This window comes from Vibrio sp. Isolate23, from assembly GCF_022398095.1.
Lineage (GTDB): Bacteria > Pseudomonadota > Gammaproteobacteria > Enterobacterales > Vibrionaceae > Vibrio > Vibrio coralliilyticus_A.
The window spans coordinates 1,336,225-1,351,205 of sequence record NZ_JAKEUV010000001.1; the positions used below are offsets into that span (position 1 = coordinate 1,336,225).

A 14,981-nucleotide genomic window follows, 5' to 3' on the forward strand; every position below is an offset into this window, starting at 1 on the left:
GCCCAATTAAGGTCGAAAACTGTCTGATAAGGGAGCTATACTGGCTCCCTTTGTTGTATCTGAAAGGGAAAAGCGTGAAACCTGTAAGCAAGGATCATGGGGAAATTTGTTATCCCTTTATTTATGAAGATAGTCCTGTGTGTGACTTTGAGATAGCAGCAGATGAGTTATGTACACGGATCGGTCTTGTTCTGACGATGGCTCTGGATGATTATAGTCGGGATGTTCTGCAACGAATCCAGCCTTATGTTTATCATTTGAATGGTTCGGTACGAGGGAAGCTGGCAATCTTTGAGGAAAACCTGCAAGAACTCTATAGCGATTATAATACGCTGCGTGAAAAGCTAGATGGAGGCTTTAAAGGCTTTGTACTGCCCGGAGGGCATCCTATTTCGGCTGAATTGCATCTGTGTCGCACGCAAGCAAAGAAAGTTGTACGTGCACTCGTGGCCGTTGAACATGCAGGTAAAAAATCACCGGATCCAATTTTGTTTCGATATGCTAATTTGTTAGCGAACGTCATGTATACACTGGCTTCTTATACTAACCAGATTCACAAGGTCGTTGAAACTGAGTTCGTCAGTAAAAGCTATCCAATGCCAAAATAGTATCAGTTAATGGCAATGAAAACGCCCGGCATTGAGCCGGGCGCTGTTTTAATCGATTGTCGATTACTCTTCGAAATCGACGCCTGCTTCTTTGTATAGGCGGCGACAAGCTTTACCGTCACTATGGAATAAGTGACAGCGGTGCGCTGGAATACCTACCATCAGTTTGTCGCCGGCTTCGACCGCTAGCGTGTCTGGCTGGCGGTAGATCATATCCGCGTCAGCCGCGTCAATGTGCATGTATACCTGCGTTTCGTTACCCAACTTCTCTACGATGTTGATTTCACCTTCAATAGCAGCGTCACCTTGATCGGCAGGAAGCAAGTGCTCTGGGCGCACACCCAGCGACATACGCTCGCCACGGGTTACAGTACGGCCATCAACCGGAATCCAGAAAGTTGTGCCATTTGCTAGCTGTACCATGACACGGTCGTCTTCTACAGCTTCAATGAAGACACTCATAAAGTTCATCTTAGGTGAGCCGATGAAACCAGCCACAAAGCGGTTTTGAGGGTAATGGTATAGCTCAAGTGGTTTACCTACCTGAGCAACATAGCCTGCGTCCAATACCACGATCTTATCAGCCATAGTCATAGCTTCTACCTGATCGTGAGTCACGTAAATCATGGTACAACCTAGTTTACGCTGAAGCTTAGTGATCTCAGAACGCATCTGAACACGTAACGCTGCGTCTAGGTTTGATAGAGGTTCATCAAGAAGGAAAACATTAGGTTGAGAAACCAGAGTACGACCAATCGCCACACGCTGACGTTGACCACCAGATAGGGCTTTGGGTTGGCGATCCAGCAAGTGACTAAGTTGGAGAATATCAGCTGCGTGCTCAACGCGTTTATCGATTTCACCTTTATCGGCTTTTGCTAACTTGAGACCAAATGACATGTTGTCATAGAGATTTAAGTGTGGGTATAGCGCGTAAGATTGGAAGACCATACCTACACCGCGCTGAGAAGGTTCCACTTCGTTCATGCGTTCTTCACCAATGTAAAGATCACCGGAAGTAATATCTTCTAAACCAGCAATACAACGTAGCAGAGTTGATTTACCACAGCCTGACGGACCAACGAAGACGACAAACTCGCCTTCTTGAATGTCCAGATCAACGTTCTTTGAAATTAAAACGTCGCCATAAGCTTTACATACATTTTTTAACGTGACACTCGCCATCTAGCTCGTCCTCGATCAATATTTTTGTTTTACTGCCCATCATTATATGAATTATCGCGCGAGCAGTAAGTGTAGGAATTCGGTAAGGTGAATCGAAGTGTAAGAAAATAAGGGTGATGGATTCAATCGCATCACCCGTCAAAGCCAAATGAAAGTTCGCTTCCCCCGTATGAAAGTAACTGTCTCCCCCGTTGAATCCAAACTGGTAATGACACCAGAATTACTACGAACATTTACTTCATTACAGCGAACCTTGCGGCATTGCAAACCAGCTTTTCGTTCGATTGCCAAGCAATTCAAAACGTACTGGAAAGGGTTCTTACCATCCACTCTTGGATGACTGTAGTTTGGCTTTATTGCACTGTTGCTACATCCTCCCGATGAACTTTTTTAAAGGGGTAGTAGGCAGGGAGTAGGGAGAGTAGGGCTGATTGCACGGAGTTAGATCGAGTTCAAAGAAATATGGGGTTTGATGGTGAACTTGGTCACGTTAAGGGTCAATTTTGTGATTATGGTCGCCTAGCCGACGGATGATGATCACGAAAATAGTCCATAATACCGAGGGCGTAGGGAGTAGGAGGATGAGCTAATTGACAGTTTAGCTAAAAATGTATGTCGAAATACGGTGAAACCTCTGAACGGTGGAGCCCTACAACACAAATATAAAAAGGATATGAACATGAAAAACGCCCTAAGCACAGTGGCACTAGGTACTCTAGTTGCTCTTGGCTCATTTGGTGCAAATGCTGCTATCGAAGAAGGTCAATTAACTATCTGGATCAACGGCGATAAAGGTTACAACGGACTTGCTGAAGTAGGTAAACAGTTTGAAGAAGATACGGGTATCAAAGTCACCGTTGCTCACCCTGATGCACTTCAAGATAAGTTCCCTCAAACTGCAGCGACCGGTGATGGTCCTGATATTGTGTTCTGGGCTCACGACCGTTTTGGTGGTTACGCTGAAGCAGGTCTTCTAAGTGAAATCAAACCGTCTAAAGAAATCAAAGAAGGTATCGTAGACTTTGCATGGGATGCGGTTAAATACAACGGCAAAATCATCGGTTACCCAGTCGCTGTTGAATCTCTGTCTCTTATCTACAACAAAGACCTAGTGCCAAACCCACCTAAGAGTTGGGAAGAAGTTGAAGCACTCGACACTAAGCTGAAGAAAGAAGGCAAGTCTGCCATCATGTGGAACCTGAAAGAACCGTACTTCACATGGCCTCTAATGGCGGCTGATGGTGGTTACGCGTTCAAATACGGCGCTGAAGGCTACGACATCAAAGACGCGGGTATCGCGAACGATGGCGTAAAAGATGCTATGAGTTTCGTAAAAGGTCTGGTAGACAAAGGTGTGATCTCTTCTGATATGGATTACTCTGTTTCTGAATCTTCGTTCAACCAAGGCAAAACAGCGATGACCATCAACGGCCCATGGGCTTGGGGCAACATCGAGAAATCTGGTATCAACTACGGTGTAACCACCCTGCCTAAATTTAATGGCCAATCTTCTAAACCATTCGTTGGTGTTTTGACTGCTGGTATCAGCACTGCGTCGCCAAACAAAGACCTAGCGGTTGAATTCATTGAAAACTACCTGCTGACAAACGATGGTCTGCGTAAAGTGAACAATGACAAGCCGCTTGGTGCTGTTGCTCTAAACTCTTTCCAGCGTGAGCTAGACGCAGACAAGCGTATTGCAGCGACAATGGACAACGCGATGAATGGCGAAATCATGCCAAATATCCCACAAATGAACGCGTTCTGGGGCAGTGCTAAGAACGCTATCATCAACATCGTTGATGGCCGTCAGTCTGTAGATGCAGCACTGGCTGACGCAGAAAAACAAATGACAAAATAATTGTCGACCTTTTTAAGGAGGGGGTAACCCCTCCTTCATTTCTTTGTTTTATTATCGCTAGCAGGTTCTTTTATGCAGTCAGTTCAAGGTACAGATGCTATGACATCACCAACAACGAGCTTGCCTTCAAGTAAAAATGTATTCATAAAGTGGGCGCTTCTTGGCTCAGTCGGTATTCTTAATGGCTACGCGACGATTCTAATGTATTCACGCGGTGAGATTGCGTTCGCACTTCTTACCCTTATCGTAACCGCACTCGCTCTTTATATTTTTGGTAGTAAAAAGACTTACGCGCATCGCTATATCTATCCAGGTATCGCAGGCATGATCTTATTCATTCTGTTCCCATTGGCGTATACGGTTGGTCTTGCTTTCACGAACTACAGTGCGAAAAATCAGCTTTCTTTTGAACGTGCTCAGTCTGTTTTGCTTGATCGTACTTATCAAAGTGGTGATAGCTACCCGTTTTCTCTGTTCAAGACAGAGAATGGCCACCGCATCTCTGTGAAGAAAGGCGACCAACTGCTGGCAACGGAAGAATTTAACCTCGCTACTTTATCGGGTGATATGTCGTTGTCTCCTGTTGAGCAGGTAGAGGGTGAAAAAGAGAAAATTAAAGCCATCATCAAGAACAAATCTGTTCTTGGCGCTGTAGACCTACACATGCCCTCAGGCGAAGACATCCGCATGAGCGGTCTGCGCAAGTTTGCGGCAGTTGTCCCGCTCTACACAATGCAGGAAGATGGAGAAACGCTCTACAACAATGAAACGCAAGAGAACCTGCGCCCTAACAATGAAGTCGGCTTTTACCAACCCGTTGATGAAAATGGTCAATTTGTAGGCTCAACTGTCTCACCAGGTTTTATTGTAACGATTGGTACTGATAACTTTGAGCGTGTCTGGAAAGACGATGGCATTAAAGAGCCTTTCATTAGCATCTTTATCTGGACGATTGTGTTTTCAGCGGTCAGTGTTGCTCTAACGGTTCTGATTGGTTTGGTTCTGGCAAGCGTAGTTCAATGGGAAGAGCTGAAAGGGCGTGCTATTTATCGTGTACTGTTGATTCTGCCTTACGCCGTTCCTGCCTTTATCTCTATTCTTATTTTCAAAGGTTTGTTTAACCAAAGCTTTGGTGAAGTGAACATGGTCTTGGAGGCGATGTTTGGCATCAGCCCAACGTGGTTCTCTGACCCGTTCTTGGCAAAACTGATGATTATCATCGTTAACACTTGGCTTGGCTTCCCTTACATGATGATTCTGTGCATGGGGCTACTTAAAGCGATTCCAGAAGATTTGTATGAAGCATCGGCGATTGACGGAGCGAACTTTATCGACAACTTCCGTCGTATCACGCTACCACTGATGATTAAACCATTGACGCCACTACTTATTGCTAGCTTTGCGTTTAACTTCAATAACTTTGTATTGATTCAGCTTCTGACTCAAGGCGGGCCGAACATGATTGGTACGTCGGAGCCTGCTGGCTATACCGATCTATTGGTTAACTACACTTACCGCATCGCATTTGAAGGCGCAGGCGGTCAGGACTTTGGCTTAGCGAGTGCAATCGCAACGCTTATCTTCTTGTTGGTTGGCGCACTAGCGCTATTGAACCTACGTGTAACAAAAGTGGCTCAGGATTAAGGAGAAATATAATGGCAATGGTACAAGGCAAGTCATTAAAATACCGTGTTTGGGCTACTCATATTGCAATGTGGGCGTTTCTAGCACTGATCATCTTCCCATTGTTGATGATCATCGCGATTTCCTTCCGTGAAGGTAACTTCGCAACCGGCAGTATTATTCCTGAGAATCCATCGCTGGAGCACTGGAAGTTAGCATTAGGTTTCTCTGTGACGAATGCGGATGGTTCGGTGACCCCGCCTCCATTCCCGGTTCTGACATGGTTATGGAACTCAGTTAAAGTGGCTGGCATCAGCTCGATTCTTATCGTGTCGCTTTCGACAACTTCTGCTTATGCGTTTGCACGTATGAAGTTCAAGGGTAAAAACACCATCCTTAAAGCGATGATGATTTTTCAGATGTTCCCAGCCGTACTAGCCCTAGTAGCGATTTATGCTCTATTCGACAAGCTAGGTCAGTATATTCCATTCTTAGGACTCAATACGCACGGCGGCTTAATTTTCTCTTACTTAGGTGGTATCGCACTGCACGTATGGACGATAAAAGGTTACTTCGAAACCATTGATAACTCTCTAGAAGAAGCGGCAGCATTGGATGGTGCAACCCCATGGCAAGCGTTCCGATTGGTACTATTACCCTTGTCGGTGCCGATTCTTGCAGTAGTGTTTATTTTGTCATTCATTATGGTAGTGGGTGAAGTTCCAGTGGCATCTTTGCTACTTTCTGATGTAGACTCATACACATTAGCGGTTGGTATGCAGCAGTATCTGTACCCTCAGAACTATTTGTGGGGAGATTTCGCAGCAGCAGCAGTATTATCTGCACTACCAATTACTGTCGTATTCTTACTTGCGCAGCGCTGGTTGGTCGGAGGATTAACCGCCGGTGGTGTGAAAGGCTAATAAGAACGATAAGGGCGACTGCGAGGTCGCCCATTTTGTTTCTCGACTTAACACTTTTGGTTTGGCCGCCGATCAGTTAAGAAGGGAGCAAAACTGGCGTTACGCATAGCTGGCTGTTAGCTTAGATTCCTTACTATTTCACTACTAACAGTTTTTGTAACCAAGACCCGAGTTTACTCGGGTTTTTTTATATCTTTTCACTACGTATTCATTCGGCAACAGTCTTACTTATCGTTTAATTTCAATGAAATGTAGTTACTTACAGAAATAGTATGTCAGTGGCGTGCCACTGGTTCTTAAAGGGAAAACGGAGCCTATTCTTTGCTGAATTACATACAGAAATGAAAGAAAAGTGACCTTTATTTTGAGTAGTGAATAAAAAAGTAGAAAATTTACGAAAATATTCTGCGTGTTTTATTGATAAGCAAAGCTCTATTATCAGTTCTGTTTCGAAACCCAATGGTAAGGAAAACATTGGCTACATAGGGAAGTGTCAATCTGAAAGTTCAATAAGATAGGCAGTAGATACAATGTTAAAAAAATCAATTTTCGTGATCGCACTTGCGGGAATATGTTCGGTTGCAAACGCAAACCCTTATCTTGGTGTGGCAGTAGGTCAAGCTAAGTTTAAAGACACTTACTCTTCTTACAACACCACTCTATTTGGAAACGGCTCATACAAGTTAGACTTGGAAGATGATGACAGCACGGCAGCGAAGCTATTTGTTGGTTATCAGTTCAATGATTATTTCGCGATAGAAGGCTCACTTGGTGGCTATGATGCTATCGATGGCTCTTATGTGTCTATTGGTGATATGGCGTTTTTGGCAACACAAGCTAAAGGTATTCTGCCAATTGGTGATCGATTCAATCTATTTGTGAAAGGGGGGCTCGCTTACTTTGGTGCTGAGTTCAAAACGAGCTATGCTACAGTTTCTGATGAGGCTATCACAGGAATGTATGGTGCAGGCGCTGAGTTTGCAATCTCTAAAAATATCAAGCTGAGTGCTGAGCTTGATTACATTAGGCCTGAGCTTGAGGTAGTTAAAATTGGTAACGAAACCTTGAGTGTAGAGTCAGATATTACCACTCTGTCACTAGGTTTAAGTTATCACTTCTAGCCATGAAACGAAGGAGCTCTATTTTTAGAGCTCCTTATGTCTTCTTAAACAGGGGTGATGAATTCTGGAGTATTCGTGAACGATGTGAATATAAGATACCTTGAGTTGCTACTTAAAAAGTACCAGCTTAATCAGGTTTACTCAGTTGGTCTTGGTGAACTTGAGACTGTGCTTTGCACCTCAAGACGCAATGTTTCAACCGTAATGGGTAAGTTAGCGAATATTGGCTGGGTGTATTGGCAGCCTGCAGTAGGGCGTGGCAAGAGCAGTAAACTTAAGGTAAAAAAATCTCTCCAACAAGTTCTCTCCATTGTTTTTCTTTATGAACTCGAACAAGCGCAGTCTAAAGTCATTACGAAATTGCTTGAAAGTTATGGATTAGTTGCGATTCGAGCACTCAGTGTCGCTGCTGAAGAGTTTAACGAGAGAAACGAGCAAGTTAACTCAGTATTTATTTCCTCCTATCCTTGGGTCAATACCATTGACCCTGCCCAAACTTATCGCGCCTCAGAGTTGCAAGTCATAAAAAGTGTTTACGATGTTTTGATAAGACAAGACCAAGACGGCAGCCTACTGCCTGGGTTAGCCCATCATTGGGAACAGAATGACAATGTGATCAGTTTGTGGCTTAGACCATTGATTTACCGACATGATGGTGAGTTGCTTGCAATAGAGGATGTGGTTTGGAGCTTGGAGCGTTTACGCGATTATTCTGGCCCGGTTCGAGATCTGGTGAGTGGTATTGAAACAATAGATATTACTGCCTCCGATAAAGTCGAGATTACACTGAACTTTCCCAATAAATTATTTATTTACGCTTTGGCAATGCCTTACGCGTCTATTATTTGTCGAGATCAGCTATGTTTTGGTAATGGTTATACCTGCCATGTCGGAACCGGTCCGTATAAGGTTGATAGATGGAATGAAGAAAGCCTTTCTCTCAAAGCTCACAATGATTATTACGCTGCACGGGCTTTGATAGAAAAGGTGACGCTGTCTCACAACACTGAGATCATTGAAAATGCGCTTAGCTTTAATCAGGAAGTGGGCGAAGTTGAAGTAGAATCAATCAATGCCTTCTCTTATCTCACCTATCATGAGCGTGCCGACAGTGAGCTAAGCCTAGCTACTTGGGATGCTTTAGCCAACTACATTGCCCAAAGTAAATACGATTATGATGAAGATAACGCTGTTGAGGGGGTAGATCTCCAACAATTATCGGAAAATATGTTGCCGGTTGAACCTCCAAAACTTAAAGGTCGAGTGGTGATTGCAGAGCCTATTTGGACCATTCCCAGTTTAATTCGTAATGCAAAATGGTTACATAGACTGATCCGTTCAACGGGGCTAGAACTTGACGTTCATATTGTCGAAGACATTAGTCACCCTGAGGCAGCCACTGCACATGCTGATCTGATGTTGATCGAAGAGATAGTCGAGGCGCCTCTTGAATACGGTCTGTTTGAATGGCTATCTATCTCGACGGGACTACGTTTTGCATTAAATGAACGGGACATGGAAGATCATCAACAGAGAATTCGTCAAGCAGTGAGTGCACACGTGCCTCTTGTCGAGTTACAGAAAATAGAGCAAGAGCTATATGAGAGTAAACGTTGTGTAGCGCTTTTTTGTGGGAAAGAGGAAGTAACGAAAGTGCAGCAAGTTCGTGGTGTGCAAATTAGGCCAACAGGGTATAGCGATTTTTACAAACTCTGGATTTCTAAATAGTCAGTGTCGTTTGGGTTAAAATTCGCGATTAGAAGGCGCGCAGCCTAAATACTGGAGTAGAACGTAAATACTTTCCTGAGAAAGAGCAACCCTACGAAATAGATCAGCGAAGGTATCGTCACCGCCAAAACAGGTTTGGATGTAATGATTAATCTCATCATCGGCATAGCCCTCCACATACATCGTACGAACCCATTGGTACTCTACGGCTTTGGGGTTGGCCAGTGTGGTTTCGCTGAGAGTGGTGTGGCTAAGGTTCAAACCGTGTCCTTCCTTCTAACTAATCGATTGCGGATTTAATCAAATTAAGATGAAGGAAAAATGACAGAGAGGTTGCGTTTGCTCAAAACTGACTAATAAAGTTGAAAAAAGAGGCTTTTCAGCCTCTTTGCAGGACAGAGTGACTATTTCAAATACTTTACATGTGCTTCCATTTCTTCGCCTATTTGTTTACGCATGTTCATCAAACGAATCGCAGAGTCTCTTAACTCAATATCTTCTTTGGTTTCTGGAATCCATTCAGGGACTGGAGAAGGCTTACCTTCTCCATCTACCGCAACCATAATGACAATACAATGCGTTGTTAGGCGGTTTTTTAGCTCTTTCGGGTCACTGGCTTGAACGTCAATGGCAATGTGCATGGACGTTTTTCCCGTGTATATCACTTTTGCACTTACCTCAACGAGGTTACCAACGTGTATCGGCGCTACAAATCGGATGCCACCAGCGTAAGCTGTGATACAGTATTGGCCACTCCATGCAGCAGCATTGGCATACGCTGCTAAGTCAATCCATTTCATGACAGCGCCACCATGGACTTTGCCACCAAAATTGACATCTCCGGGCTCAGCTAGAAAGCGTAGTGTTATATCGCGTTGGCCATTACTCATCTGTCAATCCTTCGTTTTTATGTGTTTGTTAAAACTATTAACAAACACTTCAATAAACTGCAATCAATAATTCCAGCTTAGTCGAAAAATGGCTTTAGCCCCAGAAACAGAAGCAGCCAGAACAGAGGCGGAAGAAGCAGATAGGATCAGGTACGTGGCGTCATGACCGAGTCCATGATTTTCATGCTTTGCTCAAAATAGGGGTTGTACGTTAAACGAGCGTGAATCTTACCGGGTTCGGTATAGCCCCATGCGGAGAACCATACTTCTTCACCCTCAGCGCATTTTGCTGCATCTGTTTCCTCTTGACCATTGGAGCAGATAAGATGAGCGCCATTGACTCCGTAGTTGGGATTATCCGGAGAGAAGAGTAATCCCATATGAGAGCCATTTGAAATTCGCTGTTCTGGCAATATCATACTAAAACGTGTCGATCGAGAGTCATTCAGATCGTGTTCCCCTTGCCAAACTAAACGATTGTTAGGGTTTGTCATTCGGTGCGAGAACATATCGATAGAATACTGGGTATTGATAACACTATCCCCCTCACTCATGAGCATGAATACGGGCTTGTCATAGTTTGCTGACGCGAGTTTTTCTCTGACATCGGAAGAAGTCTGATAGTAGATCGCTGCTGCGTTCATCGGCAAAGAATTGTAACGTAGGGGGTTATCTTCAGGATCCTGATCTGCCCAGGTAATGAAGTAGCTTGCTAATTCAGCAAATTTGACAGCGGAAGAGCCCGGTTCAAATGCTGGAGAGAAAAGAAGTACACCATTGATGCTTTTGTCGCTTAACGCTTCAGACGTGACTAAATTAGCACCGGTCGAGTAGCCCCCAACCCAAATAGAATCCGTGTATTTCTTAAGCAGTTCGATATGGTGTTTTACAACGCCTTGCCAATCAGCAAGAGTGGATAACTGCAGATCGCCCACTTTGCTGGCATGGCCAGGAAGTAGGACCGTTCTTACCAAATAGCCTTGTTCAGCGAGGTGGGTGGCGACATCAATGAAAGAGTAGGGAGAGTCACCCAAACCATGAACTAAGAGTACTCCCTGCCCGTTTGGCTGATTTGGAATATATTCATGCGGCAGGACTTGGTCCAACTCCTGTTGTAGGTCATCGGCCATGAACAAACGGTTGTCCGCTAACCAAGCTTTGGTCTCTTCTAGGTAGCTTTCAAAACTACTTTGTTGATAGTTTGGTAGTGTGTCAGCTTTGTCATAGGCGGGGTCTTTAGAAGGAGTACTGCAGCCAACTAGACCTGCCGTCACAGCGGCTGCAAAATAAAAGACCAAAGCTGTTTTTTTACGCATCATATATTCAAGTTTTTCTCTTTTACTTTGATTTTGACACGTCTTCATACTCTCCCTCCAACACAGAGCCTTTTGATGGTTGTTGATACGCATTAGCGTTTTTCTTTATCGCTTTCTCAATTTTTTTGCCGGTAATCAGAGCCACGATTGTTAGGGGAATCGCGAGGAGCAGGCCAAAAATAATGGTAAAGAATCCAATAAACAACGCAAGTACGCTCGAAATCATTCTATTCATAACTCATACCTCTCTTTTAATACGAATATTAAACGAAAGGAAATGAATCAAAGATGAATAAAACCTGTATCAATAAAAAAGCCGCTTTCGAATGAAAACGGCAAGTACGGGGGTGTATCTTTATAGTTGTGTTGTGGAGGTTTGCCCCTGAGCGTTTTCAGGGGCGATATTTGGTTACTTTGACGGGTAAGTTTTGTAACGAACACCCATCATTTGTTCCATACAGTGGACGACTTGGCAGCTGTAGCCGAATTCGTTGTCATACCAAATGTATAAAACACAGCGGTTATCTTGAGCGATGGTTGCGGCCCCATCGACTACACCAGCAAAACGTGAACCGACTAGGTCCGTAGAAACCACTTCTGTTGACTCTGTATAGTCAATTTGTGCCGATAGTTCAGACGCCAACGCCATTTCGCGTAAGTAAGCGTTTAGTTCATCTTTGTCTGTCCCTTTTTCTAGGTTGAGGTTAGCAATCGCCATTGAGACATTTGGAGTAGGAACTCGGATTGCGTTACCTGTAAGCTTACCAGCAAGTTCAGGAAGCGCTTTTGCAACCGCTTTCGCTGCACCCGTTTCAGTGAGAACCATGTTGAGGGAAGCGCTACGACCACGGCGTTCACCAGAGTGGAAGTTATCGATCAGATTTTGGTCATTAGTAAACGAATGCACGGTCTCAATATGGCCAGAAACAACGCCATACTTGTCGTTCATTGCTTTCAGAATTGGCGTTATGGCATTAGTTGTACAACTTGCCGCAGAAATAATGGTGTCTCCTGCATCAATCACATTGTCATTGACACCAAATACAACGTTCTTGATATCGCCTTTGCCCGGAGCGGTTAGGAGGACTTTTTCGGCACCGCTACATTCTAAGTGCTGGCTCAGCCCTTCAGCATCACGCCATACACCGGTATTATCGACAACAAGCGCGTTGTTAATACCGTAGCTAGTGTAATCCACTTCTTCAGGTTTATTAGCGTAGATAAACTGAATGTAATTACCGTTTGCAATGATAGCCTTACGTTCTTCATCGACGATGATGCTTCCATTGAACTGGCCGTGTACTGAGTCACGACGAAGTAAGCTAGCACGTTTTTCTAGGTCACCTTTTTTACCACCACGTACTACAACAGCCCGAAGGCGCAGTGGGTAGCCTGGGCCACTTTTCTCGACTAATAAGCGAGTGAGCAAGCGGCCAATTCGGCCAAAACCGTAAAGTACGACATCACGAGGTTCAGTGACCGTTTCACCATTCATTGCGCCCATGAGAGAAGAATGCAGGAAGTCTTTCACACCGTGATCGTCATCGCGACCTTTCCAGAATTGGTGCGCTAATTGGCCTACATCAATACGGCATGGCGATAGCTCCATTTCAGACAGCGCTTTGATGAGTGGTAATGTTTGTTCCGCTGAAAGAGGTGTTCCAGTGTAGCGGCGAGCAAGACGGTGAGTCTTTATGATATCAATGGTCGCTGCATTAACCAGAGTTTTACCGAACAGTAGAACCTCTACGCCTTTTTCGCGATAAAGTTGACCTAGTAGGGGAGAGATAGTTTCCGCAATCGTTTGGCTAGTTTGCCAGTCAAGAAGGTGTTTCTCTGGACTCATTGTTTGTTTGGACCTTTCACGTTTTGAGGACTGACTCTACTTCACTGTGTAGGGGGAGCGAGTAGAGATAATAAAGTGTTTTAATTATGTAATTTTTATGCGGCAGGATTGTAATGCTTAATATCTTATTCTGCTAGAAAAAATAATTGCAGAGTAACTCGCTGATATGGCCCACCAAAATGGGAAATATTCTGTCAATATGACCTATTGACATTTTTTATTTGCCTAACTTAATTTTCGACAAAAAATACTCACAACACAAAACCAGTGTAATTAATGTTGATGTTTTGCTTTGTAATGTAATTTTCATCACTATTACTACTTAAAAAGTAAACGATAAACCTATGGATATCAGGTCGACCTTAGAAGCAAACGTTTCACTCGAGTTTTGTAGTTGAGTGAATTGTCCACTGATCACGTTTTTTTGACCCTCTATCCTTTGCCATTCCAAAGATGTATTAATTTGGGTCGTGAAATAATATCTAACACCGAATAGATAGCTGTTGCTCATTTTGGATTTTCGGGACTGTCCGTATTGGACATAGGGTGTCCACTTTGAGAGGCGGTAATCGACTCCTGCATACCAGTTTGAATAGAGCTCATTAGACAGCAGGGTTTCAGCCTGAAAATGCCAAGCATTGATTGTATAGCTAACCCCTAAACTAAGGAGGTGTATGTTGAAGAAAATTTCATGTTGGTTAGTAAATGTTTGTTGTGCTTCGACATCGGTATAGGACAGATGAAGTTGGCTGTCTTCAAAGTAGAAGTCGGCACCAAGGCCATAAGCACTTTTAACATCCAAGGTGAAAGACTGCCCATATAGTTCATATTCCTCCTCGTTAGCTAATGCATAGAATGGTGTCAGGCTGAGATAAAATTGATTAAGAAACTCGTAATTTAGTTCAACAGACGTGCCTTCAAAATGGGTAATGCCAAGCTGCCCACCATACACATCTACGGGAAGACGTAACCAAGGGTAAGTGCTTGAAACATAGTAATACTCAGACATGATAAACATGGGGGAACGGAGTCGACCTACCTTGATTCGATGATCTGCCGCGGAGTACTCGAGAAAGGCCCTTTCGAGTGTTGGCGAAGAGAAAGCATCTTGGGGACGTTTGAGGCCTTGTAGTACGGATCGTAGGTTTGGAAGCAGTTGCCAATCTAACTGTAAACCTAGTGTGCTATCGCAGTCAAAACACCAGTCATGCGTAATATCTCGGCCATAAAACACGGGAGTATTGTTGTCACTCTTGGCTGCAGAAAAGGTACCAAAGCCGCTCAGGCTTAACTCATTAGTGAGTTGCACTTGGGCTATGGTAGGGGGGCTTATCAGTGCGATTATCAGTAAGGATCTTTGTTGAATCTCCATAATCCTAGCCTTTATTACAGAGTTTAAAGAGGACATGAGCTTGTTCTGGAATTAAGTTGATCGGAACATAAGCTATGCCATTTGGGTGATTATCTAGCCACCAAGTAATATCTTTTATTGATACTTGAGTAATTTCACTCGGTGCAGGCGCTTTTCCTGAGAAGGTTTGACGTGCCCAGATTGCGTTCATTTGAGTTGGGCTTTTGTTCAATAGGGAATGATAAAAGTCTTGGCGATATTCTGAGTGTTTTGGCAGGTCCATTAACCTGATTGGGTACCCTTCGATACTCGATATTCGGCCTCGATAGAGCATTTTTACTTGGTTTGATCGCAGTGCTTGAATATCTGTATTTAGGGTCACGATAGCAAAGTTGCATGCCAGCGACTGAAAACAGAAAAGTTGCAATGTTAAGGTTGTCAGATGCTTAAGCAAGAATACCCCTTGAAGCCCAAAAAATTACCTTAATTTTAGCCTTGTTAATAAGAAGCAAAGTTAATATGAACTAAT

General features: G+C 43.8%; 14 protein-coding genes. 6 read left to right on the forward strand and 8 right to left on the reverse strand.

Translation table 11 applies throughout. The annotated features are described in order from the left end of the window. The first annotated feature begins 74 nt into the window (after window positions 1–74). On the forward strand, window positions 75–608 hold the full coding sequence (locus tag L1D31_RS05980; RefSeq protein WP_239836134.1) for an ATP:cob(I)alamin adenosyltransferase: 534 nt from the start codon (window positions 75–77) through the stop codon (window positions 606–608). A 63-nt stretch (window positions 609–671) separates the two neighbouring features. Here the strand turns inward: L1D31_RS05980 and malK are convergent, their stop codons facing one another. Continuing rightward, window positions 672–1,793, reverse strand: coding sequence for a maltose/maltodextrin ABC transporter ATP-binding protein MalK (malK, locus tag L1D31_RS05985; protein WP_239836135.1), 1,122 nt, complete (start codon window positions 1,791–1,793; stop codon window positions 672–674). A gap of 679 nt (window positions 1,794–2,472) precedes the next feature. On the opposite strand from malK, the gene malE reads away from it, so the two are divergent. The 5 genes from malE to L1D31_RS06010 all read left to right on the forward strand — a co-directional run bounded on the left by malE (window position 2,473) and on the right by L1D31_RS06010 (window position 9,049). Beyond that, a complete protein-coding gene (gene malE / locus L1D31_RS05990) occupies window positions 2,473–3,654 on the forward strand; it encodes a maltose/maltodextrin ABC transporter substrate-binding protein MalE (protein WP_239836136.1) in 1,182 nt (393 codons plus the stop codon). Between the two features lie 72 nt (window positions 3,655–3,726). Next, complete coding sequence (gene malF, locus L1D31_RS05995; protein ID WP_239836137.1) at window positions 3,727–5,298, forward strand: maltose ABC transporter permease MalF; 1,572 nt, start codon at window positions 3,727–3,729, stop codon at window positions 5,296–5,298. Between the two features lie 11 nt (window positions 5,299–5,309). Then, the gene (malG, locus tag L1D31_RS06000) at window positions 5,310–6,200 is read left to right on the forward strand and encodes a maltose ABC transporter permease MalG (RefSeq protein ID WP_239836138.1); all 891 of its coding nucleotides are present in this window, start codon (window positions 5,310–5,312) and stop codon (window positions 6,198–6,200) included. Between the two features lie 530 nt (window positions 6,201–6,730). Continuing rightward, window positions 6,731–7,321: an outer membrane beta-barrel protein gene (locus tag L1D31_RS06005; RefSeq protein ID WP_239836139.1), complete on the forward strand. Its 591-nt coding sequence runs from the start codon at window positions 6,731–6,733 to the stop codon at window positions 7,319–7,321. 75 nt (window positions 7,322–7,396) lie between these two features. Beyond that, a complete protein-coding gene (locus tag L1D31_RS06010; protein WP_239836140.1) occupies window positions 7,397–9,049 on the forward strand; it encodes an ABC transporter substrate-binding protein in 1,653 nt (550 codons plus the stop codon). A gap of 15 nt (window positions 9,050–9,064) precedes the next feature. On the opposite strand, the gene L1D31_RS06015 is transcribed toward L1D31_RS06010, so the two are convergent. The 7 genes from L1D31_RS06015 to L1D31_RS06045 form a co-directional block, all read right to left on the reverse strand. Then, window positions 9,065–9,310: a hypothetical protein gene (locus L1D31_RS06015; protein ID WP_239836141.1), complete on the reverse strand. Its 246-nt coding sequence runs from the start codon at window positions 9,308–9,310 to the stop codon at window positions 9,065–9,067. Window positions 9,311–9,453: 143 nt separating this feature from the next. Continuing rightward, entirely contained in the window at window positions 9,454–9,939 is a 486-nt protein-coding gene (locus L1D31_RS06020; RefSeq protein WP_239836142.1) for an acyl-CoA thioesterase, read from the reverse strand. Window positions 9,940–10,085: 146 nt separating this feature from the next. Beyond that, entirely contained in the window at window positions 10,086–11,303 is a 1,218-nt protein-coding gene (locus L1D31_RS06025) for an alpha/beta fold hydrolase (protein ID WP_239836143.1), read from the reverse strand. Continuing rightward, the gene (locus L1D31_RS06030; RefSeq protein WP_239836144.1) at window positions 11,278–11,490 is read right to left on the reverse strand and encodes a hypothetical protein; all 213 of its coding nucleotides are present in this window, start codon (window positions 11,488–11,490) and stop codon (window positions 11,278–11,280) included. Before L1D31_RS06030 ends, L1D31_RS06025 begins: the two co-directional genes overlap by 26 nt. A 174-nt stretch (window positions 11,491–11,664) precedes the next feature. After that, on the reverse strand, window positions 11,665–13,101 hold the full coding sequence (locus L1D31_RS06035; protein ID WP_239836145.1) for a glyceraldehyde-3-phosphate dehydrogenase: 1,437 nt from the start codon (window positions 13,099–13,101) through the stop codon (window positions 11,665–11,667). Between the two features lie 322 nt (window positions 13,102–13,423). Continuing rightward, window positions 13,424–14,473: a porin gene (locus L1D31_RS06040; protein ID WP_239836146.1), complete on the reverse strand. Its 1,050-nt coding sequence runs from the start codon at window positions 14,471–14,473 to the stop codon at window positions 13,424–13,426. A 4-nt stretch (window positions 14,474–14,477) separates the two neighbouring features. After that, entirely contained in the window at window positions 14,478–14,906 is a 429-nt protein-coding gene (locus L1D31_RS06045; protein ID WP_239836147.1) for a hypothetical protein, read from the reverse strand. Between the last annotated feature and the right edge of the window lie 75 nt (window positions 14,907–14,981).